Source organism: Pelagibius sp., assembly GCF_965227505.1.
Taxonomy (GTDB): domain Bacteria; phylum Pseudomonadota; class Alphaproteobacteria; order Kiloniellales; family Kiloniellaceae; genus Pelagibius.
On the sequence record NZ_OZ245757.1, the window covers coordinates 5,286,864 to 5,307,147 of the forward strand.

Consider the following 20,284-nt stretch of genomic DNA (forward strand, 5'->3'; position numbering starts at 1 on the left):
AAGCCGCCGGCCCTAGCCGTAAACCGCCTGGGAGAACGCGCGGAAGAGGCGGGTGGAAAATGCGTTCTCCAGCGGCTTGTACTCCGGATGCCATTGGACGCCCAGGGCGAAGGCCTTGGCGCCGCTGACGGTGACCGCTTCCGGCGTCCCGTCGGGGGCATGGCCTTCGATCGTGAGGCCCGCGGCGGGCCGGTCGATGCCCTGGCCGTGCAGGGAGTTCACCTCGATCTCCGTGGCCCCGGCGATCTCCGCGAAGGCGCCGCCGGCGGTAAAGGTCATGGCGTGGCGCGGGCCGTAGCGCACGTCCGGGTCGTCGTGCTTGGGCATGCGGTGGTCCAGGCGGCCCTCGACCTCGTGCACCCGGGGATGAAGCGTGCCGCCCAGGGCCGCGTTCAGCTCCTGAAAGCCCCGGCAGATGAAGAGCGTCGGCAGGCCCTTCTCCAGCGCTGCCTCGATCATCCGAAAGGTCATGGCGTCGCGCGCCTGGTCGTAGGGCTCGTAGCGCTCGCTGGGGGTGTGGCCGTAGAGCGTCGGATGGACGTTGGAGGGGCTGCCCGTGAACAGAAGGCCGTCGAGGGCCTCCAGCATCGCCGCGGCCTCCTGACTCTCGGCCATGGCCGGGATCACCAGCGGCGTACAATCCGCCGCCTCCCAGACCGCGCGCAGGTACTTGTCGCCGACCACGTGGTAGGGCGCGTTGTCGTAGGTACGGTAGTCGGCGGTGACGCCGACGAGGGGGCGCCTCATGCCGCCGAGGCTCCGCGCGCCCGCATCTCCGCCAGCAAGTCCGCCGTCTCCGCAATGCGGGCGTAGCCCTTCATCACCGCCAGGCTGGCGGCTTCCTCTTCCGCGCTCTTGGTGGCGCAGGCGTCGGCGACCATGGTGACCAGATAGCTGCGGTCGGCGGCGTCGCGCACGGCTGACTCCACGCACTGGTTGGTGAAAACGCCGAAGACCGCAAGGCGCTCGACCTCAAGGTTGCGCAGCAGGTAGTGGATATTGGTGGCGTTGAAGATGCCCGAAGCCGTCTTGGGGAGGACGATCTCGTCGCCCTGGGGCGCGAGGGCCGGCATGACCTGGCCCCCGGGCGAACCGCTGGGGATCAGGAAGTCGCTGCGCTTGTGGTCCAGGCTGCGGTCGCGGCCGTCCCTGGTGAGGGCCTCAATCACTGTGTAGATCACCTCGATGCCGGCGCTGCGCGCGGTCTCGACCAGCTTTGCCGCATTGGGCAGCACCGTGCTCTCCAGGCGCTGCCAGTAATGATCGCTGGCGGGAAAGCCCAGGTCTTCGGCCAAAGCCTTGTCGCAGAAGCCACGCTGCAGATCCACCACCAGAAGGGCCGAACCGCCGGTCGAGAGGCTGAAATCGTAGCCGGGAGCGCCTTCGGTCATGGTTACGCCGTTTCCGCCTTCTCGCGGTGGTAATCGAAGGTGGCGTTGATCATGTCCAGCAGGTGCTGGCCGGAGGTCGTGGGCGGGAACTTCGCCGGCCGCTCCGCGCTCACGCAGCTCGGCAGAGCCTCCACCTTGGCCCGGAAGTTGGGGTCGTAGAAGAAGGGCAGGGAATAGCGCTCCGTCCCCGAGAGGTTCACCACCCGGTGCTGGGTGGAGGCGAAGAGGTCGTTGGTCCAGCGCGCCATCATGTCGCCGATGTTGATGACGAAGGCACCCGGGATGGGCGGCGCGTCGATCCAGGTGCCGGCGGCATTCTTCACCTGCAGGCCGCCGTTCATGTCCTGCGCCAGAATGGTCAGGCAACCGAAGTCGGTATGGGCGCCGGCGCCGATCTGTTTTTCGGTGATGGCGCCCTGCTGCGGCGGGTAGTGCAGCGGGCCGAGGGTTGCCATGGGGTCGGTAAGATCCCGGTCGAAGTGGCACTCGTCGAGGCCGAGGGACAGAGCGAAAGCGTGCATGATCTGCCGCCCCAGCCCGGTCAGGGCATCGAAGTAGGACTGCATGGCGCCCTGCCAGCCCGGCAGGTTGTCGGGCCAGAGATTGGGGCCATGCAGCGGCAGACCGGCCTGCACCAGCGGGTGGTCGGGGGCGAGGTCGCGGCCGATCTTCACGCCCTCTTTCAGGTCGCCGGCCTCGGTCTGCTTGCCCGGGTCCAGATTTTCGCCGCCCAGCTTGAAGTAGCCGCGGTGGCAGGGCGAGCGCTCGATGTCGATGGCCAGCTTGGCCTCCAGAGGCTGGTCGAAGAAGCGCTTCGCCTCTGCGAATGTGCGCGCCATCAGATCGGGGGCGATGCCGTGGTTGGAAAGGTAGAAGAAGCCGATGTTGCGGCAGGCGGCGCCGATCTCCCGCGCGACGGCCTGGCGTGCGGCGAGGTCGCCGGTGAGGAAGGGGCCGAAGTCGATCACCGGGATCTTCTCCAGCGGCACCCGTTCGCCGCGCAGGCTTTCGTCGAGATCAATGGTCATGGTCATGCCCTTTGTGACTTTCGGCGCCGCAGCAGCATCCAGCTGCCGTAGCCGAGGATCAGCACCAGCGCGGCGCCCGAGGTGGTGAGCGCCCCCAGGGTCGGCACCAGCGGCGTGTAGCCGGAGACCATCTTGGCGTAGAGCCATTCCGGGACCGTCTGGTCGGCGCCGGTGGTGAAGAGCGACAGCGGGAAGTTGCCCCAGGACAGCAGGAAGGCGAAGAGCCCTCCGGAGACAACGCCCGGCCAGAGCACCGGCAGCGTGACCTCTTTCAGGGTCTGCCAGCGCGTGGCGCCGAGATCGAAGGCGGCCTCTTCCAAGGCGGGGTCAAACGAATAAGCCTGGATGGAGATGACAAGAGTCACGATCGGCACGATCCAAACGAGGTGCGCGATCACCGCCGTCCGCCAGTCGGGAATGATCCCCACCGACGAGAACCAGATGAGCAGGGCCAGGCCGAGCACGGCCTGGGGAAAGAAAATCGGCAGCAGCACGAGCCGCTGGTAGAGCCGCCGGCCGCGCCAGTCGAAGCGCGCGAAGGCCAGCGCCCCGAAGAAGGCCAGGACCACCGAGACGAGGGCGACCAGCAGCGCGATGCTGAGGGAGGTGGAGACCAGATCGCGCACCGTGAGCGACGAGAAGGCGCGGTCGTACCACTTGGTGTCGAAGGCCGGAACCGGGAAGCGGAAGTAGCGCTGCCGCGAGAAGGAGGCGAGCACCACGCAGAAGATCGGCAGGTAGAGGAAGACGATGATCGATCCCGACCAGGCGGCCATCAGGCCATGGGTGATGCGTTTTTTGCGGGCCTCAGTCATCGCGGCCGCGCCCCAGGATGCGGTCGAGGTCGACCCAGTTCAGCAGGGTGATGACCAGGGTGCCGGAGAAGAGAATGAGCAGCACCGAGAGCGCCGAGCCCAGCGGCCAGTTCTGTCCGAAGGTGAAGGCGGTCTCGATCTCATCGGCGATCATGATGACGGCCTGGCCGCCGAGGATCTTGGACTCCGCCAGCGAACCGAGCGAGAGGATGAAGGTCAGGAGACCGCCGATGAGAATGCCCGGCATGGCCAGCGGCAGCTCCACCTCGCGGAACACCTGCCAGCGCGAGGCCCCCATGTCGAAAGCCGCCTCGGTCACCTCGCGGGAGACCATGGAGATGCCCAGCACCATGGGAAAGAGGGTGAAGGGCAGGTAGACGTAGACCAGACCCAGCACGATGGCCGGCACGTCGTAAAGAATGCTCTCTGCGTCGATGCCGAGCCAGGTCTGCAGGCTGCCCAGCAGAACGCCGCCCTTGATGAGAAACAGCACCCAGCCGAAGAGACGGATGTTCTCGGAAACGAAGAGCGGGATCACGATGGCCAGGGTCATCAGGTTGGCCCAGCGGCCGAAGATCTTGGCCATGCCGTAGGCGATGGGCCAGCAGATCACCATCAACAGGGCGACCGTGACCAGTGCCAGCCCCAGGGACTTGGCGAAGGAGATGTAGTAGCTGCCCGAGAACACCGTGTGATAGTTCTCGATGGTGGGCGGAAAGGTGAAATCGAAGCTGCCTTCCGGCATGAAGGAGTAGCCGAGCACGGCCAGCAGCGGCGCGGCGAAGGCCAGCGCCAGGAAGATCAGCACCGGCAGCGCCGCCAACAGCCCGGGGTTGCGCAGGCGCCGCCGCGGGCGCGGCGCGGGTCTCGTGGTATCCGTGAGGGTGCTTTCGGTCGCGGCGGTCATTCCGGCGCCAGCACGCTGTCGCGTGCCTCCCAGCCGATCACCACCCGGTCGTCGAGCCGGCCTTCGTAGCGCTGCTCGCGCAGTTTCTCCACCAGGAAGACGGCTTCGCCGACCCGCACCTGGTACTGGATGCGGCTGCCCAGCGCATATTCGTTGTAGAGCACGCCCTCCACCTGGTTCTCGGCTGTCTCACCGGGGCCGAGAAAGCGCAGGTACTCGGGCCGGATCACGAGGTAGCCGCCGGCGAAGTCGCCCTGGCCGCCCGGGCTGCCCGGGCCCTGCAGGGTTACACCCAGGGCGGGGCAGTGCAGTCCGGCGCCGTTGGGCTTCACCTCCAGGACATTGACCTCGCCCATGAACTCCGAGACGAAGCGGTTGGCGGGGCGGGAATAGATCTCGTCCGGCGCGCCCACCTGCACCAGCTCGCCGGCCCGCATGATGCCGATGCGGTCCGACATCACCATGGCCTCTTCCAGGCTATGGGTGATGTAGACGAAGGTCTTTCCGGTCTCGCGGTGGAGGTCCTTCAGTTCCTTTTCCAGGGTCTTGCGCAGGCGGAAGTCGATGGCCGAGAGCGGTTCGTCGAAGAACAGGATCTCCGGATCGAAGGCCAGGGCACGGGCCAGGGCGATGCGCTGGCGCTCGCCGCCCGAACACTGGCTGACCTGCTTGCCGTAGTAGTCTTCCGGCAGGCGCAGCAGGCGCAGCAGTTCATCGGCGCGCTCACGGCGCTGCATCGGCGGCACGCCGCGCATCTTAAGCGGGAATTCTATGTTCTGGCCGACGGAACGGTGCGGGAAGAGAGCGAGCGACTGGAAGACCATGCAGGTCGGCCGACGGTTGGCCGGTGTTTCGTTGATGCGTGCGCCGCGCAGCAGAATCTCCCCGCTGCTGGGATCTTCCAGACCGGCCAGCATGCGGATGAGCGTTGTCTTGCCGGAACCGGAGGGTCCGACGATGGTGAAGAACTCGCCTTCGTCGATGGCGAGATCGATGTCCTTGACCGCTGCGAACTGGCCGAAGCGCTTCGATAGCTGCGACAGTCTGAGGATGGGGTCAGCCAAACTCTCGCCCTTTCTTCGGCCTTTGGAAAGGCGGCTCGGTCACACTGGCGGCTGCGGACCGAAAGGTCCAGCCTCCGGCGGCCTTTGGGCCACCGGAGGAGAACCGACCTAGAGCGGCTTTTCCGCCACTAGGCCTCGCGCTTGGCGGCATTATAGATCTTGTCCATCACCTCGTAGTCCGGATTGATCTGATAGTCGACGGTGCTGGAGAGTTCCTCTTCCAGGCTGTCCCACTGGATGGCGTCCAGTTCCTCGCTGGAGAACAGGTCGAAGACCTTCTTGTTGCCCATCTGGGTCACCGGATTGTAGGTGCCCTCGGCAAAAGCCACCGCGTGGCAGACCTCCGGGTCCTGCACGTATTCCAGGAAGTCATAGGCGAGCGGTGAGACCTGCGGATTGTTCACCACGGAGGTCACCTCCACCCAGGTGATGCCGCCCTTGCCGCCGGCCAGCGGGCCCTTCTTGGGGGTGATGCCGCGGATGTTGGTGGAACCGTCGAGACGCGCCGGGCTGGCGGTGTAGGTGCCGCCGGTCAGGTAGAAATCGATCTCGCCGTTGATCAGCGCCAGGTTCATGGCCACCAGATCGTCGGTGAGCAGCTTGGCACCCTTGAACCACGCGCGCGCCGTCTTCTCGAAGGCGGCGATCTCCGCCTCGCTGTGGGGCACGAAGGGATCGAGCCCCGCGCCGATGCACATGTGGAAGATGTTCCAGTTGTCGTAAGTGAGGATGCCGAAACGCCCGGCGTTGGAAGCTTCGTTGAACAGGTTGAAGCCTTCGTCCTCGGCCGTTGCGCGGCTGACCTTGTCGGTGTTTACGACGAAGTTGAAGGGCCCGAAGCGCTGGATGATGCCCAGCAGGTTGGCGCCGTCCTCGGAATAGCACCACTTATAGTTCTCGTTGAAGGGCGCCATCATGTCGGCGAAGAACGGCTCGAAGCGGTCCTTCGGCAGCGGCTTGATCAGCCCCTCCGGCCACATCTCGTCGCGGGCCCAGGGCTGGTTCACGTTGATCACGTCCCAGACGTTCACTTCGCCGGCGCGCAGCTTGTTGATCATGTCCGGGTCAGAGGTGCCGCTTTCGGCGGAGACATCGGCCGAGGTGCTGCGGCGGAAGGGGTCCAGCACTTCGTCGGAGTTATAGCCTTCCCAGCAAAGGATGTTCAGTTCCTTCTCGCGCGCCGCCAAGGCGGGACCTGCGAGAGGGCCAGCGAGGCCGAGGGCCCCGGCAGCGGCGGAATACCTCAACAGACTGCGACGGTCGAACTGCATGATCACGCTCCCCGCTTTTCTTGTTTGTGCCCGTACTGTCCCCCTGGAGAGCCCGTCCGAAACGGACCTGGTCCAACGGGACTGTGCTGCCGGAAGCATCTTTCGGCAGCGTCCCAAGAAACCTTCAGTGATGAAAGTACCACGCAGAATTTGGTAATTCCAACATGATTTGTTGTACTCGCCACGAACTTGGGGCATAACCGATGCACGGCGTTTGGCGGAAAGGCGCAAAGCCCGAACAGCGCCCCTGCAGCTTCCAGCGGCTCAAGGACTGCGAAGAGGGAAGGCCCTGAATGACGCAAGCCAGCACGCGACCGGCGATTGACTTTATCTTCATGTTCACCCGCGCCGATCAGACGGTGGAGGACTGCCTCGACGTCTTCGATATCGTTGCGGGGGCCGGCGTGAAACACATGGGCTTCAAAGACGTTGGCGTGAACTTCGAGACGCTGGTGGAACTGAACCGGCGCATCAAGGCCGCCGGGGCCACCAGCTACCTGGAGGTTGTATCGACGACCCCGGAGGCCTGCCTGGACTCTGCCCGCGCGGCACGTCAGATCGGTGTCGACTGGGTCATGGGCGGCACCGACGCCGCAGGGATATTGAAGATCCTCGACGGCAGCGGCATCGGCTATCTGCCGTTTCCCGGCCGTCCGGTGGGCCATCCGACCGAACTCGGCGGGACGGCGACGGACGTGGAGGCGGATTGCCGCCGCTTTGAATCGCTCGGCTGTGCCGGCGTCGACCTGCTGGCCTATCGGGCCACCGAGGCCGACCCGCTGGAGTTGGTACAGGCGGCGCGCCGCGGCACGCAGGGCAAGCTGGTGGTGGCCGGCAGCGTCGACTCGCCCGACCGTGTCCGCCGGCTGGCGGAGGCGGGCGCCAATGCCTTCACCATCGGCTCCGCGGCCTTTGACGGTTCTTTCTCGCCGCGCAAGGGCGCCCTGGCCTCGCAGCTCGGCGACATCCTGGAAGCGGCTGTATGAGCGGGTCCGCCAAGACCGCCCCAGCCAAAACGGCGCCCCAAAAGACCGCGCCCCAAAAGACGGCGCCGACCAAGCTGGCATCGCGGCAGAATGCAAAACCGGGTGCGCGGAACAGTGACCGCCTGGACAGGGACGAGCGCCATCGGCGCATCATCGGCGAACTGCAGTCCAATCCCACGGTGCGCATCTCGCATCTGGCCGAGGCTTTCGGGGTTTCCACGGAAACCGTCCGCCGCGACATCGACTCGCTGTCCTCGCGCGGGCTGGTGGAGCGTACCTATGGCGGCGCGGCGGCACCGATGGGGCGGGAGCCCAGCGTGCGCGAGCGCAACACGGCCATGGTCGCAGAACGCCAGCGTATCGCCGCGGTTGCGATCCAGGCGATCGCACCGGGCGACGTCGTCATGATCGATTCCGGGGCGACCACCCATCACCTGGCCCAGCGCATCGCGGCGGAGGGCATCGAGGTGACCGTCATCACCAACGGCCTGGAGATCGCCGAGGAACTGGGCGTCTCGCCCAACGCGCGCGTGATCCTCTGTCCCGGCGCCTACTCGGCCCATGAGAAGGGGGTCTACGGTCAGGACACCTGCGACTTTCTTGGCCGCTTCCATGCCAACGTCGCCTTCACCTCCGCCGGGGGGATCACCGAGAACGGCGTGACGGATGTGGATTCCAACGCCTGCTGGGTGAAGCGGGCGATGTTCAAGCGGGCCGAGCGGCGCATCTTCATGATGGACAACGCCAAGTTCAACGTCCGCCTGCTGGAGATCGTCATGCCGCTGACCGACCTGACCGATCTGGTCGTGGACCGGCCGCTGCCGGAAAAGCTGGCCGAGGCGGCCAGGAACGCCGGCATCATCACGGTCGTGGCCTGAGTGTTCGGCGCGGCCTGACACCCGCCACCCTTCCAACATCTGAGACTCTGTAGCCTGCTTGGCCCGACCGGCCACGCAGGGTAGAGCCGAAACCTCTGGTGCAACGCCAGGGGTGCGTTCGACCGCAACTGTCATCAAAATTTCACAAAACTGTGGTCTGCAATTTAAATTGCAGAAATAGTGCTGGTCTAACCGGGATCGCAGGAGGGGGATCGGGTGTCCGCAGAACTTCAAAAGCTCATCGCCGCCCATGCCAGCCGGCTGACGACCGCCGACAGCCGCCTGCTGGATGTCCTGCTGCAGGACCCGCTGCGTGCGGCCATGGACACCGGCAAGGACATTTCGGACCGGGCCAACGTGCATCCGGCCGCGGCGGTTCGCCTGGCGAAGCGGCTGGGGTTTCCCGGTTATCCCGAGTTCCGCGCCTTTCTGCGCGAGAACCTGACAGCCGGCGAGGACGACTTCCGCAGCCCGGCCGCGCGGGTCATGGCCCGCCTGGCCCGTAGCGAAGAGAGCTCCAGCCTTTCCGCCGTCATCGAAAGCGAGATGGCGGCGCTGGCCGGGCTGCGCGAGGCCGTTGCCGATGGCGAGATCACTGCTGCGGCAAGGGAAATTGCAAAGGCGCGGCAGCTCTATGTCTACGGGCGCGGACATGCCGCATCGCTGTCGTCCTTGGTCAGCCGCCGGCTCCGGCGCTCCGGCTATCCGGTTATCGACATCGGGTCGCACATCACCGGGCCTGCCGAGCTTCTGATCAACCTGGGCCCCGAGGACCTGCTGCTTCTCTTCGCCTTTCGCGAACCCACGGCGCGGCTGCAGGAACTGCTGACCACCGCGCGGGGCATCGGCACCCGCGTCCTGGCCATCACCGACGTGGGCGGCGGGCGCCTCGATCCCAAACCCGATCTTCACATTTCCGCACCGCGCGGCGCCGCCGGCGAGTCCCAGTCGCTGGTTGTGCCCATGACCATCACCAACGCGATCATTCTGGAACTGGCGGCCACCGATGACGGCCGCTCGCTTGCCGCCTTGGCGCGCTACGACGAACTGAAGAAACGGTTCGCACGATAACGCCGGCGGTGTCGCTTCACCCGGAGAGAGGAACAGGAGCTTCAGACATGTCCCCCATCTCGAAGAGTCTCACCTTTGGTCTTGTGTCGGCCTTGGCGTGCACCACCGCGGTGGCCTCCGCTCAGGCCCAGTCCACGGCCCCGGAAATCGCCGTGGCCGTGAACAAGCTTGCGCGCAACCTCGACCCCGGCCGGCAGACCGGCAATGTGGACGTGCGGGTCTACTTCTCGATCTACGATACGCTCATCAAGCGCGACTTCCGCAACGCCCCGGAGGTCGGGGTGAAGCTTGAACCCGGACTTGCCACAAGCTGGTCGCGCCCGGACGCGCGCACCCTGGAGGTGACGCTGCGCGAGGCGGTCGTCTGCCACGACGGCTCGCCCTTCAACGCCGATGACGTGGTCTTCACCTTCAGCGAAGAACGCCTATGGGGCGCGCAGTCGTTCTATCCGCGCGGCCGCAACTACTTCAGTCACCTGGAAAGTGTCGAGAAGGTCGATGACAGGACGGTGCGCTTCGTCACCAAGGCACCCGACCTCATCCTCGAGGAGCGTCTGACCAGCTACACCTCCTTCATTGTCTGCGACGAGCCCTGGATGGCTTTTCAGAAGGACGGCGTGCCCTTCGCTGAGTGGATGGAAGCCGCCTTTGACGAGATGAAGTGGGCGCCGGTCGGCACCGGCCCTTTCAAGGCCACCGGCTACCGCAAGAACGACTTCATCCGGCTCGAGGCGCACGAGGGCTACTGGGGCGGCAAGCCGGCCGTCAGCGCCATCGAGTTCAAGGAGGTCCCCGAGGTCTCGGCGCGCATCGCCGGTGTCGTCAGCGGCGAGTACAAGATGGCCGTCGACATTCCGCCCGATCAGATGCAGGTCGTCGCCGGCTACGACAACGTGAAGTCAACGAGCGTCTCGCTGGATAACACCCACGTGCTGGTCTTCAACCAGGCGGACCCCGTTCTCGCGGACAAGAACCTGCGCCAGGCGATGAGCTACGCGATCGACCGCGACGCCCTGCGCAAGGCGCTGTGGAACGACGAGAACTACACGCCTAACGGCCATCAACTCGCCTCCTTCGGCGCGATGTACAGCGCAGAGCGTGCCGGCTACACCTACGATCCGGAGAAGGCGCGCGAACTGGTCAAAGCCAGCGGCTACGACGGCTCCACCATCTCCTTCCGCCTCATCGACGGTTACTATCTGAACGGCCGCGATGCAGCCCAGATCATTCAGGAGATGTGGCGTCAGGTCGGCATCAACGCGGAGCTCAACTTCGTCGAGAGCTTCAAGCAGGTGCGGTCCGAAGGGGCGCAGGTCTATGCCTGGTCCAACACCTACCGCCTGCCGGACCCGACCGGGGCGATCAATGTCAACTGGGGGCCGAACGCAGGCATCCAGAAGAAATACGGTTTCTTCACGCCGCCCTCCGAGTTCAACGACATTGCCTCGTCCCTCGTCAGCATCGAGGATCAGGGCGAGCGCAGGGCGAAGTTTCAGCGCATGCTCGACATCTTCGAGGACGAGATGCCCATGACCATGCTCTACAACCCCCTGGTTACCTTCATCATGGCCAATGACGTGGAGTGGACGCCCTACAGCCTCTACTTCATGGACTTCGGCCCGGATAACTTCAAGCTGAGCCTCGGCCAATAGGCTGGGCTGGCGGAGACGGTGATGCGGTGCCAAAACGCCGCATCACCGCCGCCGCAGTTTCGTCAGGACTTCCGGTGGCGTCTCGATGTTGTTATCGGTGAACGATCTCGCGGTCAGTTTTGACGGCGCTCTCGGCGCCGGCAGGGCTGTGGACGGGGTTTCCTTCGCCATCGAGAAAGGGCGCACACTGGGCCTCGTGGGCTCCAGCGGCAGCGGCAAGTCCGTCACCTGCCACGCCATTCTCGATCTGCTGCCGCCAACGGCCCAGCGCCTTTCCGGCACCGCGGTCTTCGATGGTCAGGACCTCTTCGCGCTCGACGAAGGCGCGATGGCGGCCTGCCGCGGCCGGCGGATCGCGATGATCTTTCAGGACCCGGTGCGCTCCCTCAATCCCGTCATGACCATTGGCGCCCAATTGGGCGAAACCCTGCAGCTGCACCGTGGGCTTTCAGGAGTTGCTCTTACAGGTGAGATAAAGGCGCTGCTGCGCCTTGTCGGCATTCCGGATCCGGATCTGCGGTCCAGGGCCTATCCCCATCAGCTCTCCGGCGGGATGTGCCAGCGGGTGATGATCGCCATGGCGACGGCGGCCCGGCCCGACCTGCTGATCGCCGACGAGCCCACCACGGCCCTGGATCTCACCACCCAGGCGCAGATCCTGGCGCTTCTGCGGGACCTTCAGGAACGCTTCGGCACGGCGATCCTGCTGGTGTCGCACGATATGAGCGTCGTTGCCGAACTGGCCCACTCCGTGGCGGTCATGTCGCAGGGACGGATCGTGGAAGAGGGGGCCATGACCAGCGTCCTGCGCGACCCCCGGCACCCGGTAACGCAGGAGATCGTTGCCGACGCGATGCGCCTGCCGACCCCGGAAGCGCTCACGCCGCCTGATCTCGGGAACGCAGACCCCCGGCCGCCCGGTCAGGGCTCGCCATGACGCGGCGGCTCGTCACACTGACCGACGCGCGGCGCAGCTTCGCCGGGCCGGCGAAAGGCTTCCTCGGCCGGGAGAGACCAAGGGTGCAGGCCGTCGCCGGCGTGTCTCTCGCCATCGATCCGGGCGAGGCGCTGGGCCTGGTCGGAGAAAGCGGCTGCGGCAAGTCCACGCTCGGGCGGCTGGTACAGGGGCTGGAACAGCCGGACGGCGGCACCGTTCTGGTCGACGGCGCGCCGCCGACCGCCGACCGCAGGACCCATGCCCGGCGGGTGCAGACCATCTATCAGAACCCTCTGGACGTCTTGGATCCGCGTCTCAAGGTCGCCGAGGCCGTGGCCGAGCCGCTCGAGATCCACCGGCTCGGAACCCGCGAGACCAGGGCGGAGCGGGTGATGCAGTTGCTGCGGGATGTCGAACTGCCGGAAGATCTGGCTCTGCGCTATCCGCACGAGCTTTCCGGCGGCCAGGCGCAGCGCGTCGTCATCGCCCGCGCCCTTGCGCTGGAGCCGAAGGTCATCGTGTGCGATGAGCCGGTGGCCTCCCTCGACGCCCCCATCCAGCGCCAGATCCTGCGCCTGCTCGACCGCTTGCGGCGGGACCTGGGCCTTTCCTATCTCTTCATCTCGCACGATCTGGGTGCGGTCTGGGAACTCTGCCAGCGCGTGGCCATCATGTATCTTGGGCGCATCGTCGAGGAGGGGCCCAAGGAGGAGATCTTCCTCAGGCCGCGGCACCCCTACACCCAGGCGCTGCTGACGGCGATCCCACGCCCCGACGCCCCGGATGCGATGCGCGCGCCGCTGCTCCAGGGCGAACCGCCCAGCCCGGTGAATGCGCCGCCGGGCTGCGCCTTCCATCCGCGCTGCCCCTATGCGCAGGAGATCTGCCGCTCGGTTGCGCCGGCCCTCGCGCAAACCCAGCCGCTTCATCACACGGCCTGCCACTTCGTGGCGCCCCGAAACGCGACCAGGAACCAAGCAAACGAAGAACAAGCAGACAGAGTAGCAGAAGAGGATCAAGCCGGTGCCATCTGACCCCCAAGTCATACTCGTCGTCCTGGACGGCCTGAGACGGGACTTTGTTACCGCGGCCTACACGCCGAACCTTCACGCGTTTCTGCGCGAGAACGTCGACTACAGGGAGTCGCGCGCGGTCTTTCCTTCCATGACCCGGGTCAACGCCGCCGCCATCGGCTCCGGATGCGTGCCGGGAACGACCGGCGTGATCGCCAACCAGTTCTACGATCCTAAGGTCTTCGCCGATGGGCTCTTCCACACGGGGAAGGTCAGCCACATCGAGGCGGCGATGCAGGCCTACGAGGGGCGCTTCGTCACCGTCGACGGGCTTGCCGAGAGTCTGGTCGCCGGCGGCAGGAGCCTCGCCGTCGTGACCTCCGCCTCGGGCGGCACGACACGCGTCCTCAACCCGCGCGTCGCCGAGAACGGCCAGGTGAGCCTCTGCCTGAGGGACTGGGGCTCTTCCTACCCCAAGGCCTTTGCGGACCGGGTGATGGACGGTCTCGGCGGGCTGCCGGACTTGCAGATGCCGGCCGTCGCCATCTCGCGCTGTCTGACCGACATCGTCCTGGACCATGTCATGCCCGAGGTCGATCCCGATGTGGCGATCGTGTGGTACGGCGACCCGGACTACACCTTTCACTACCGCGGCCTGGGATCGGAAGAGGCCCTGGCGGCTATGCGCGCGGTGGATCAGCAGTTCGCGCGGCTTGTCGACTGGGCCCGGGACCCAGCCCGCAGGCGCGACATCCAGATCCTGGTCGCTTCGGACCACGGACACATCAATGCGGTCGGCCGCGTCGAAGCGGGCCGGGAGCTGCGAGAGGCCGGTTTTGACCTCGATCCGGCCAGCGGCCCGCAACGGGGCTTGCTGGGGGCGCCGCTGCAGGTCGGCGCCGTGCGCGCGCTGCAGGCGGCCGACAATACTCAGCTCCTGGACCTCGTGCAGTTCCTGCGCGAGCAGCCCTGGTGCGGTGCGATCTTCACGCAGGGCCCGGATGGCTCGCAAGTTCCAAACGGCCTTGTCGCCGGCACCCTGAACAGTTCCCTGCTGCTCAACGATCACGCCCGCTCCCCCGACCTGTTCTACACCCTCGCCGTCGGCGACGAGGCCGGGCCGCGCGGCGTTCCCGGCAGCGGGCGCTTTGTGGGCTCCGAGCTCAAAGAAGGCGGCAGCACCCATGGCGGCCTCAGCAGCTACGAGATGCGCAGCGTGCTGGGCGCCGGCGGCAGCGCCTTCAGGAACGGCGTCGTCAGCGCTCTGCCCTGCGGGGTGGTCGACATCGCGCCCACGGTGCTGTCGCTGCTGGGCATTGCGCCGCCGCCGCTCATGTCCGGCAGGGTCCTGAGCGAGGGCCTGGCCGGTCACGACACCGCCGCGCTTACCGAGCCGGAGGACGAAGTCTTCGAAACGGTCCACGCCTTTGGCCGGGATGTCCTGCGCCGGCGCCGTCTGGGGCAGCATGTCTACGTCCAGGAGGCTGACGTCCAGCGCATAGAGGGCGGGGCGGCCCTGCGCGCTTCATGACCCTCAACGTCGTCCTGATCAAGCTCGTCCGGGCCTTCATCACCATCTGGATCGTCGCCAGCTTCGCCTTTGTGATCCTTTCGCTCACAGGCGACCCGGTAGAGATTCTGGCCGGCGACGACGCGCCCCTGGAGGTTCAGCGCTACTACGAGCAAAAGTACGGCTTCGACAAGCCGGTCTGGGAGCAGTACCTCAACTACCTGGGCTCTCTGGCGCGGGGCGACTTCGGCATTTCCCTCTCGGACGAGACACCGGCTCTCGACCTGGTCCTGGAAGCCATTCCCGCCACCCTGCAGCTGGGCTTTGCGGCGCTGGTCTTCGCCCTCGTGGTGGGCGGCATCCTCGGCACCCTGGCGGCCCTGCACCGCAACAGCTGGCTCGATCGCGCCATCATGAGCGTCGCCGTCTTCGGCTATTCGATCCCGAACTTCTTCTTCGGCATCGTGCTCATTCTTGTCTTCGCCATGGTCTATCGTGTGCTGCCCAGTTCCGGCAGCGGCACCTGGGCGCACCTTGTCCTGCCCACGGTGACGCTGGGCACCCACCTGGCGGCGACCATCGCCCGCTTCATGCGCTCCTCGGTCCTGGAGGTTCTGAACCAGCCCTATGTCCGGGCGGCCAAGGCCAAGGGGGTGCCGGAGCTGCAGCGTCTCGCACGCCATATTCTGCCCAATGCCGCAATTCCCGTGGTGACGATCCTCGGATTTCGCCTGGGCGACATCGTTGCCGGCTCGATCATCGTCGAAACCGTCTTCGCCTGGCCCGGGATGGGCCGGATGCTCGTGGGGGCGGTTACGTCGCGCGACCTGGCTGTGGTTCAGGCCATTCTGGTGCTGACGGCCTTCACCATGGTGCTGGCCAACCTGCTCGTCGATTTCCTCTACGGCTTTCTCGATCCGCGGGTCGCCGAGGCCAGCGATGCAAGGCGGCGCGCAGGACGATGACCCAGGCCAATGCAGCCCCAGCCGTGATCGCACAACGGCGTTGGAAACGCCCGCCGGTTCTGGTCCTCGTGTCCATTGCCGCAATCGGTCTGCTGGTTCTGATTGCCGTGTTTGCCGACCTGCTGGCGCCCTATGGGTATCGCGACCAGGCCTTGCTGAACCGGCTGGCGGCCCCTGTTTTCCTGGGCGGCAGCTGGGACCATGTGCTCGGGACCGATCAGCTTGGGCGCGACCTGCTCAGCCGGTTGCTCTACGCCATCCGCTTCAGTCTTTCCATCGCCTTCCTGGGCACCATCATCGGGGCCATTCTGGGGACCTTCCTGGGCCTTCTGGCGGCGAGTCTGCGCGGCTGGACGGGGGAGGCCATCATGATGATGGTCGACGTGCAGGCCTCCCTGCCGTTCATGATCCTGGCCCTGGCGGTGCTGGCGTTCTTCGGCAACAACCTGACGCTTTTCGTGCTGGTGATCGGCATCAACGGCTGGGAGGTCTATGCGCGGCTGGCCCGCGGTGCGGCCCTGTCGGTGCGGGAGCGGGGCTACGCCCAGGCGATCTATGCCTTCGGCGCCTCCGAATGGCGGCTCTACCTGCGCCATGTGCTGCCCAACATCGCTGCGGTCCTGATCGTCCAGTTCACGCTGAACTTCCCGCAGACCATTCTGTTGGAGACTTCGTTGAGCTTTCTGGGCCTCGGCGTGCAGCCGCCGCTCACCAGCCTTGGCCAGATGCTGGGCGACGGCCGGAACTACCTCCTGACAGCCTGGTGGATGGCGGTTCTCCCCGGGGCCGTCACCTTTATCGCCACGCTCTCGGTCAGCCTCATCGGCGACTGGCTGCGCGATCGGCTGGACCCGACCCTTGCGGACTGAAGCCGGGAAGTGTGGCTGCCCTCAGGCGAGGTAGCGCACCGAAATCGGGTAGCCGCGCAGCTCCGGGTGGACGTAGTAGCTGGCATGGAGGACCGTGGTGTTGTCCAGGACCGCCACCTCGCCGGTTCCCTCCGGCGCGCGCCAGGGGATCTCGATCAGGGTTTTGTTTTTCAGGCTGTCGACGGGTTCGTTTTCGAGCAGCTGGTAGGATGACCTGAAGTCACCGCCCTGACCTTCTCGTTCGGCCTGCAGAAAGGCCGCCGTGTTGGCCATGACCAGGGTGGAGGAGCTGCGCGGGCTCCGCTGCTGCGCATCCTGAGGGTCGCGCCAGAACAGCGTGTAATGGTCGGGCTGCGTGGGGCCGCGGTCGATGTGGAACTGAAGACTGGAGAACACATTGCGCTGTTCGGCGCGTCTGTCTTCCCCCTGCAGAACGACGTTGCGCAGCAGCACCGGCCCGAAAGCCCGTACCAGGGAACGCAGCTCCGCATCCAGGGTGCGCGCATGGTCGTGGAGCGCCAGTTCGACAGGGCTTTCGAAATCCAGGAGCAGACCGAAGTGGTGAAAGGGCAGGGGCGGCAGGCCGCTGTCGCTGTTCCGGCCGTAGTGGCTGAGCAGGCTTCGGCGATAGTCCGGAATCAGCACGCTGGCCTGGAAGCCGACCCCGCGCAGCCGGTCGGCCGAAGGCTCGACCGGGTCTTCAAGCAGGCGCGGCAGCAGCGCCGGGTCCAGTCCGAGACACATCTATCCGATCCTCCGCGCCAGATCGTCGGCGATCTGTACGACGAGATCGTGAAGACTGGCGGCGATAACCGTTACGTCGGCCTGCAGGTCTTCCAGGCGGACGGTCGGCGCCAGGCCTGACGGCTCCAGGGAGAAACAGCAGTCCGGGTCTTTCTGATCCAGCGAGACAAGCACCACCTGCCAGTATGCATGGAGGCGCCGGTCCAGTTCCATTTGACGAATGGCGCCTGCCAGCGCGCGGACATGGGTCATGCTGTCGCTGTAGAACCAGACGCGGGGAACCTTCCAGAGCGCACCGTCCGGGCCGTTGTGGCCTTCACAGGACCAGCAGGGCTGAAACACCTTCAGGCGCTGAAGCTCGTAGACCAGCGGTGCGATGAGCGGGTCCAGCGGATGACCTTCGGGGTCGGAGGACAGCTTGCGCGGAACCTCCGGGCAGCTCCGCGAGCAGCGGGGTCCGAAAGCTTCCGGACAATTGGCCGCACAGGGGGGCGGTGCATCCACGCGGCTGCGCAGCAGGCTGGAGAGGTCCTCGCGGGCGCGGGTGCGCAGCGCCGGACTGGCCGTCTTCTGGTCGATCTTCATGGCGATTGCTGTCGCTGTTCGATGTCGATCTCGAACTGCTGCCAGTCTGGGCGGAAGACGTTTCGTTTGTCTTAAATCGAGAGGTGTCGCTGTCGTGTGATACAACCAGAAGTTTGGCGTTCACCAATACGGAATTCGGAAGCGCCCCTTTGCCGGGTTCAGGCGAAGGAGTAGCCCACGGCTTCCTCGATCTGGACCTTCAGGGCCTCTGCCGTGATCGGCTTGGTGAGAACGGTCAGGGCGCCGACCTGCTTCGAGACCTCGTGCAGCAAGGGCTCCGTATCGCCGGTCAGGATCAGGATCGGCACGCCCTTGTTCTTGAGTTCCTTGTTACGGCGCACGGTGTTACAGAACTCGATCCCGTCCATGTTCTCCATATGAAGGTCGCTGATGATGACATCGGGAAAGCGGCTGTTTCTGTCGATCAGGTACTCCAGCGCATCTTCGCCACTGGTCTTGGCGGTAATGGAGGTGATGCCGATGGTTCGCAGCATACCCTTGATGATCGACCGCATGGTCTTCTGGTCGTCGATGATCAGAACATGGAGCGGGCAGCCGCTTTGGGTTGACATCTCAGGCCCCGTTGCAATCCGAATATCTACCTGTGGTGGATTACAGCGGCAGTGGTTAAGAAATCCTCTGCGCCCGTAACTTCATCAAGCGCATGCGGTAGCGTACCCGCAGAGAATGGCCGTGACGACAAGCGGGCCAGCGTCAAGAATTTCTTGACGCTGGCTTCAGGTATGTCAAGAATGTCCTGACAATCATAAAAGGCGGGCAGCGATGCTCAAGCGGAAGAAGAGCCTGGCCTGCTCGTTCTGCGGCAAGCCGGAGCGGGAGGTGCGGCGGCTGATCGGCGGCCCCGACGTCCACATCTGCGATGACTGTGTCGGCGTCTGCAACCGTATCCTGGAGGCGACGCCGGACGGCTTCGAGGGTTGGGAGCGCATGAGCGACGAGGACCTGCTGGCCGCCCTCAAGACCGCCGAGGCGACGGTGGAGGCCACCCGCGCCGTGCTGCAAATACAGATCGACGAACTGCGCCGCCGCGCCGTGAGCTGGGCGGCCATCGGCGCTGCTCTCGGCGTCTCCCGCCAGGCCGCCTGGGAGCGCTTTTCCTAGCCCGCCGCGCTGCTGTCGCGTCCCAGGCAAAAGGTCGTTGCCTAGTAAAGCTCCAGATACTCGTTGCGCTCCCAGTCGGTGACATGGCTGCGGAAACGGGCGAGTTCGGCCTCTTTCACGGTGACGAAGAGCTTCATGAAGTCCTTGCCCAGCATGTCCTGCATGGCCTTGTCCTTTTTGAGCGCCGCAAGGGCCTCTTCCAGGCTGCCGGCCAGCTTCTCGTGCTTGGGGTCGTCCTCCGAAGGGCCTTTGGAGGGCGTGGGCAGGTCGCCCTTGGCCTTGATGCCCAGCAGCCCGGCGGCCAGCACGCCCGCCGCGGCGAGGTAAGGGTTGGAGAGGCCGGAGGCGGCGCGCATCTCGACATGGCAGTCCTCGCCGCCCGCGTGCTTGATGCGCACCATGGCCGTGCGGTCCTCCACGCCCCAGGAGATGTTGGAGGGGGCGAAGGTATGCGGCTTGAGGCGGTGGTAGCAGTTGGGCGTCGGCCCGATCAGCGGCTGCAGGGCCTTGGCATGGGTCAGGATGCCGGCGGCGAACTGTCGGATCAGGGGATTGAGCCCTTCCTTCGCGCCTTTCGTATAAAAGGCGTTCTTGCCGTTCTTGCGGTTCACCAGGCTGACATGCACATGGCAGCCGCAGCCGGCCATGTCGCTCGCCGGCTTCGACATGAAGGTGGCGAGATAGCCGTTGCGGTGCGCCAGCTCCTTGATCGCGTTCTTGAATGTGAAGCCGGTGTCCGCGCCGTCCAGGCCGATGCCGGGGCCGAAGTTGGTCTCGTACTGCGAGGGCGAGTACTCGCAGTTGTGGGTGATCACATCGATGCCGGCGGCCTGCAGCGTGTCGAGCAGGCTGTCCAGAAAGGGCACGTACTGATTCCGCGTCGCGTTGAAGATGTGCACACCGCCGAACAGAGGCTGCCTGGTCTCCGCATCCAGCAGATAGAATTCGAACTCCAGGCCGAACATCACGTCGTAGCCCATCTTGTGGGCCTGGTTCAGCAGGCTGGCCAGCACCGTGCGCGGGGTGGCGGCGATGGGTTCGCCCGGTCCCCAGCGCGCATCGCAGATCACCTTGGCGGTTCCCTCCAGCCAGGGCACGGGGCGCAGGGTCGCGGGGTCGGGGATCAACTGCTGGTCGCGGTAGCTGACCTCCTCGTGGACGCCGCAGCCACCGATCACCGCCGAGGCGGAGTCGAGGCCGATGGTGCCGCCGTAGAAGTTCAGACCCTTGCGGGCGTAGCCCTCGACCTTCGAGACCGGGATCACCTTGGTGCGGCTGACGCCGTGCAGGTCCGGCAGTTCGAAGCGGACGTAGCGTGCGTCCATCTTCTTCAAGGCCGCCATCATGTCCTTTATTGAATCCCCCGCCATGTCCTGCCTCCTCGTGTCCCCGTTCCGCGTTGTTGGCGGCAGCCCCTGTGCTGCCGCATTGAGTTGGTACTTACCAACATTATGTTGCAGTTGCCAAGTGACGCAA

Annotated in this window: 21 protein-coding genes; 10 read left to right on the forward strand and 11 right to left on the reverse strand. The window is 65.6% G+C overall.

Going from position 1 to position 20,284, the window contains the following annotated elements; all coding sequences use genetic code 11:
- Positions 1–12: 12 nt before the first annotated feature.
- The 7 genes from ACO06P_RS24545 to ACO06P_RS24575 all read right to left on the reverse strand — a co-directional run bounded on the left by ACO06P_RS24545 (position 13) and on the right by ACO06P_RS24575 (position 6,476).
- Positions 13–747, reverse strand: coding sequence for a gamma-glutamyl-gamma-aminobutyrate hydrolase family protein (locus tag ACO06P_RS24545; RefSeq protein ID WP_420347846.1), 735 nt, complete (start codon positions 745–747; stop codon positions 13–15).
- A complete protein-coding gene (locus tag ACO06P_RS24550) occupies positions 744–1,391 on the reverse strand; it encodes a cysteine hydrolase family protein (protein ID WP_420347847.1) in 648 nt (215 codons plus the stop codon). The genes ACO06P_RS24545 and ACO06P_RS24550 overlap by 4 nt, the downstream gene beginning before the upstream one ends.
- Positions 1,392–1,393: 2 nt before the next feature.
- Positions 1,394–2,425 carry an isopenicillin N synthase family dioxygenase gene (locus ACO06P_RS24555; protein WP_421938159.1) on the reverse strand — a complete coding sequence of 344 codons (1,032 nt, stop codon included), beginning with the start codon at positions 2,423–2,425 and terminating at the stop codon, positions 1,394–1,396.
- On the reverse strand, positions 2,422–3,234 hold the full coding sequence (locus tag ACO06P_RS24560; RefSeq protein ID WP_420347849.1) for an ABC transporter permease: 813 nt from the start codon (positions 3,232–3,234) through the stop codon (positions 2,422–2,424). The genes ACO06P_RS24555 and ACO06P_RS24560 overlap by 4 nt, the downstream gene beginning before the upstream one ends.
- On the reverse strand, positions 3,227–4,141 hold the full coding sequence (locus ACO06P_RS24565; RefSeq protein ID WP_420347850.1) for an ABC transporter permease: 915 nt from the start codon (positions 4,139–4,141) through the stop codon (positions 3,227–3,229). The genes ACO06P_RS24560 and ACO06P_RS24565 overlap by 8 nt, the downstream gene beginning before the upstream one ends.
- Positions 4,138–5,205 (reverse strand): ABC transporter ATP-binding protein, encoded by a 1,068-nt coding sequence (locus ACO06P_RS24570; protein WP_420347851.1) that lies wholly within the window; start codon positions 5,203–5,205, stop codon positions 4,138–4,140. The genes ACO06P_RS24565 and ACO06P_RS24570 overlap by 4 nt, the downstream gene beginning before the upstream one ends.
- A 128-nt stretch (positions 5,206–5,333) precedes the next feature.
- Entirely contained in the window at positions 5,334–6,476 is a 1,143-nt protein-coding gene (locus ACO06P_RS24575; protein ID WP_420347852.1) for an ABC transporter substrate-binding protein, read from the reverse strand.
- 293 nt (positions 6,477–6,769) lie between these two features.
- Between ACO06P_RS24575 and ACO06P_RS24580 the strand changes: the two genes are divergently transcribed.
- The 9 genes from ACO06P_RS24580 to ACO06P_RS24620 all read left to right on the forward strand — a co-directional run bounded on the left by ACO06P_RS24580 (position 6,770) and on the right by ACO06P_RS24620 (position 16,357).
- On the forward strand, positions 6,770–7,462 hold the full coding sequence (locus tag ACO06P_RS24580; protein WP_420347853.1) for a hypothetical protein: 693 nt from the start codon (positions 6,770–6,772) through the stop codon (positions 7,460–7,462).
- Positions 7,459–8,340: a DeoR/GlpR family DNA-binding transcription regulator gene (locus ACO06P_RS24585; RefSeq protein ID WP_420347854.1), complete on the forward strand. Its 882-nt coding sequence runs from the start codon at positions 7,459–7,461 to the stop codon at positions 8,338–8,340. The genes ACO06P_RS24580 and ACO06P_RS24585 overlap by 4 nt, the downstream gene beginning before the upstream one ends.
- 216 nt (positions 8,341–8,556) lie before the next feature.
- On the forward strand, positions 8,557–9,411 hold the full coding sequence (locus ACO06P_RS24590) for a MurR/RpiR family transcriptional regulator (protein ID WP_420347855.1): 855 nt from the start codon (positions 8,557–8,559) through the stop codon (positions 9,409–9,411).
- Positions 9,412–9,458: 47 nt separating this feature from the next.
- Complete coding sequence (locus ACO06P_RS24595; RefSeq protein ID WP_420347856.1) at positions 9,459–11,063, forward strand: ABC transporter substrate-binding protein; 1,605 nt, start codon at positions 9,459–9,461, stop codon at positions 11,061–11,063.
- A gap of 97 nt (positions 11,064–11,160) precedes the next feature.
- Positions 11,161–12,000: an ABC transporter ATP-binding protein gene (locus ACO06P_RS24600; RefSeq protein WP_420347857.1), complete on the forward strand. Its 840-nt coding sequence runs from the start codon at positions 11,161–11,163 to the stop codon at positions 11,998–12,000.
- The gene (locus ACO06P_RS24605) at positions 11,997–13,034 is read left to right on the forward strand and encodes an ABC transporter ATP-binding protein (RefSeq protein WP_420347858.1); all 1,038 of its coding nucleotides are present in this window, start codon (positions 11,997–11,999) and stop codon (positions 13,032–13,034) included. Before ACO06P_RS24600 ends, ACO06P_RS24605 begins: the two co-directional genes overlap by 4 nt.
- On the forward strand, positions 13,024–14,544 hold the full coding sequence (locus ACO06P_RS24610) for an alkaline phosphatase family protein (RefSeq protein WP_420347859.1): 1,521 nt from the start codon (positions 13,024–13,026) through the stop codon (positions 14,542–14,544). The genes ACO06P_RS24605 and ACO06P_RS24610 overlap by 11 nt, the downstream gene beginning before the upstream one ends.
- Positions 14,541–15,488: an ABC transporter permease gene (locus ACO06P_RS24615; RefSeq protein WP_420347860.1), complete on the forward strand. Its 948-nt coding sequence runs from the start codon at positions 14,541–14,543 to the stop codon at positions 15,486–15,488. The genes ACO06P_RS24610 and ACO06P_RS24615 overlap by 4 nt, the downstream gene beginning before the upstream one ends.
- Entirely contained in the window at positions 15,485–16,357 is an 873-nt protein-coding gene (locus ACO06P_RS24620) for an ABC transporter permease (RefSeq protein WP_420347861.1), read from the forward strand. Before ACO06P_RS24615 ends, ACO06P_RS24620 begins: the two co-directional genes overlap by 4 nt.
- A 21-nt stretch (positions 16,358–16,378) precedes the next feature.
- On the opposite strand, the gene ACO06P_RS24625 is transcribed toward ACO06P_RS24620, so the two are convergent.
- The 3 genes from ACO06P_RS24625 to ACO06P_RS24635 all read right to left on the reverse strand — a co-directional run bounded on the left by ACO06P_RS24625 (position 16,379) and on the right by ACO06P_RS24635 (position 18,258).
- Positions 16,379–17,101 carry a hypothetical protein gene (locus ACO06P_RS24625; RefSeq protein ID WP_420347862.1) on the reverse strand — a complete coding sequence of 241 codons (723 nt, stop codon included), beginning with the start codon at positions 17,099–17,101 and terminating at the stop codon, positions 16,379–16,381.
- Positions 17,102–17,686 carry a hypothetical protein gene (locus tag ACO06P_RS24630; RefSeq protein WP_420347863.1) on the reverse strand — a complete coding sequence of 195 codons (585 nt, stop codon included), beginning with the start codon at positions 17,684–17,686 and terminating at the stop codon, positions 17,102–17,104. It abuts the gene before it with no gap.
- A 158-nt stretch (positions 17,687–17,844) separates the two neighbouring features.
- On the reverse strand, positions 17,845–18,258 hold the full coding sequence (locus ACO06P_RS24635; protein ID WP_420347864.1) for a response regulator: 414 nt from the start codon (positions 18,256–18,258) through the stop codon (positions 17,845–17,847).
- A gap of 211 nt (positions 18,259–18,469) precedes the next feature.
- Between ACO06P_RS24635 and ACO06P_RS24640 the strand changes: the two genes are divergently transcribed.
- Positions 18,470–18,808 (forward strand): ClpX C4-type zinc finger protein, encoded by a 339-nt coding sequence (locus tag ACO06P_RS24640; protein WP_420347865.1) that lies wholly within the window; start codon positions 18,470–18,472, stop codon positions 18,806–18,808.
- A 41-nt stretch (positions 18,809–18,849) separates the two neighbouring features.
- On the opposite strand, the gene ACO06P_RS24645 is transcribed toward ACO06P_RS24640, so the two are convergent.
- Positions 18,850–20,178, reverse strand: coding sequence for a glutamine synthetase family protein (locus ACO06P_RS24645; RefSeq protein WP_420347866.1), 1,329 nt, complete (start codon positions 20,176–20,178; stop codon positions 18,850–18,852).
- Between the last annotated feature and the right edge of the window lie 106 nt (positions 20,179–20,284).

Excerpts from the sequence above, each read along its gene's own strand:
- ACO06P_RS24545 (WP_420347846.1), bottom strand. The coding sequence starts at position 747 with ATGAGGCGCCCCCTCGTCGGCGTCACCGCCGACTACCGTACCTACGAC.
- ACO06P_RS24550 (WP_420347847.1), bottom strand. The coding sequence starts at position 1,391 with ATGACCGAAGGCGCTCCCGGCTACGATTTCAGCCTCTCGACCGGCGGT.
- ACO06P_RS24555 (WP_421938159.1), bottom strand. The coding sequence starts at position 2,425 with ATGACCATGACCATTGATCTCGACGAAAGCCTGCGCGGCGAACGGGTG.
- ACO06P_RS24560 (WP_420347849.1), bottom strand. The coding sequence starts at position 3,234 with ATGACTGAGGCCCGCAAAAAACGCATCACCCATGGCCTGATGGCCGCC.
- ACO06P_RS24565 (WP_420347850.1), bottom strand. The coding sequence starts at position 4,141 with ATGACCGCCGCGACCGAAAGCACCCTCACGGATACCACGAGACCCGCG.
- ACO06P_RS24575 (WP_420347852.1), bottom strand. The coding sequence starts at position 6,476 with ATGCAGTTCGACCGTCGCAGTCTGTTGAGGTATTCCGCCGCTGCCGGG.
- ACO06P_RS24580 (WP_420347853.1), top strand. The coding sequence starts at position 6,770 with ATGACGCAAGCCAGCACGCGACCGGCGATTGACTTTATCTTCATGTTC.
- ACO06P_RS24585 (WP_420347854.1), top strand. The coding sequence starts at position 7,459 with ATGAGCGGGTCCGCCAAGACCGCCCCAGCCAAAACGGCGCCCCAAAAG.
- ACO06P_RS24595 (WP_420347856.1), top strand. The coding sequence starts at position 9,459 with ATGTCCCCCATCTCGAAGAGTCTCACCTTTGGTCTTGTGTCGGCCTTG.
- ACO06P_RS24605 (WP_420347858.1), top strand. The coding sequence starts at position 11,997 with ATGACGCGGCGGCTCGTCACACTGACCGACGCGCGGCGCAGCTTCGCC.
- ACO06P_RS24615 (WP_420347860.1), top strand. The coding sequence starts at position 14,541 with ATGACCCTCAACGTCGTCCTGATCAAGCTCGTCCGGGCCTTCATCACC.
- ACO06P_RS24620 (WP_420347861.1), top strand. The coding sequence starts at position 15,485 with ATGACCCAGGCCAATGCAGCCCCAGCCGTGATCGCACAACGGCGTTGG.
- ACO06P_RS24625 (WP_420347862.1), bottom strand. The coding sequence starts at position 17,101 with ATGTGTCTCGGACTGGACCCGGCGCTGCTGCCGCGCCTGCTTGAAGAC.
- ACO06P_RS24630 (WP_420347863.1), bottom strand. The coding sequence starts at position 17,686 with ATGAAGATCGACCAGAAGACGGCCAGTCCGGCGCTGCGCACCCGCGCC.
- ACO06P_RS24635 (WP_420347864.1), bottom strand. The coding sequence starts at position 18,258 with ATGTCAACCCAAAGCGGCTGCCCGCTCCATGTTCTGATCATCGACGAC.
- ACO06P_RS24640 (WP_420347865.1), top strand. The coding sequence starts at position 18,470 with ATGCTCAAGCGGAAGAAGAGCCTGGCCTGCTCGTTCTGCGGCAAGCCG.
- ACO06P_RS24645 (WP_420347866.1), bottom strand. The coding sequence starts at position 20,178 with ATGGCGGGGGATTCAATAAAGGACATGATGGCGGCCTTGAAGAAGATG.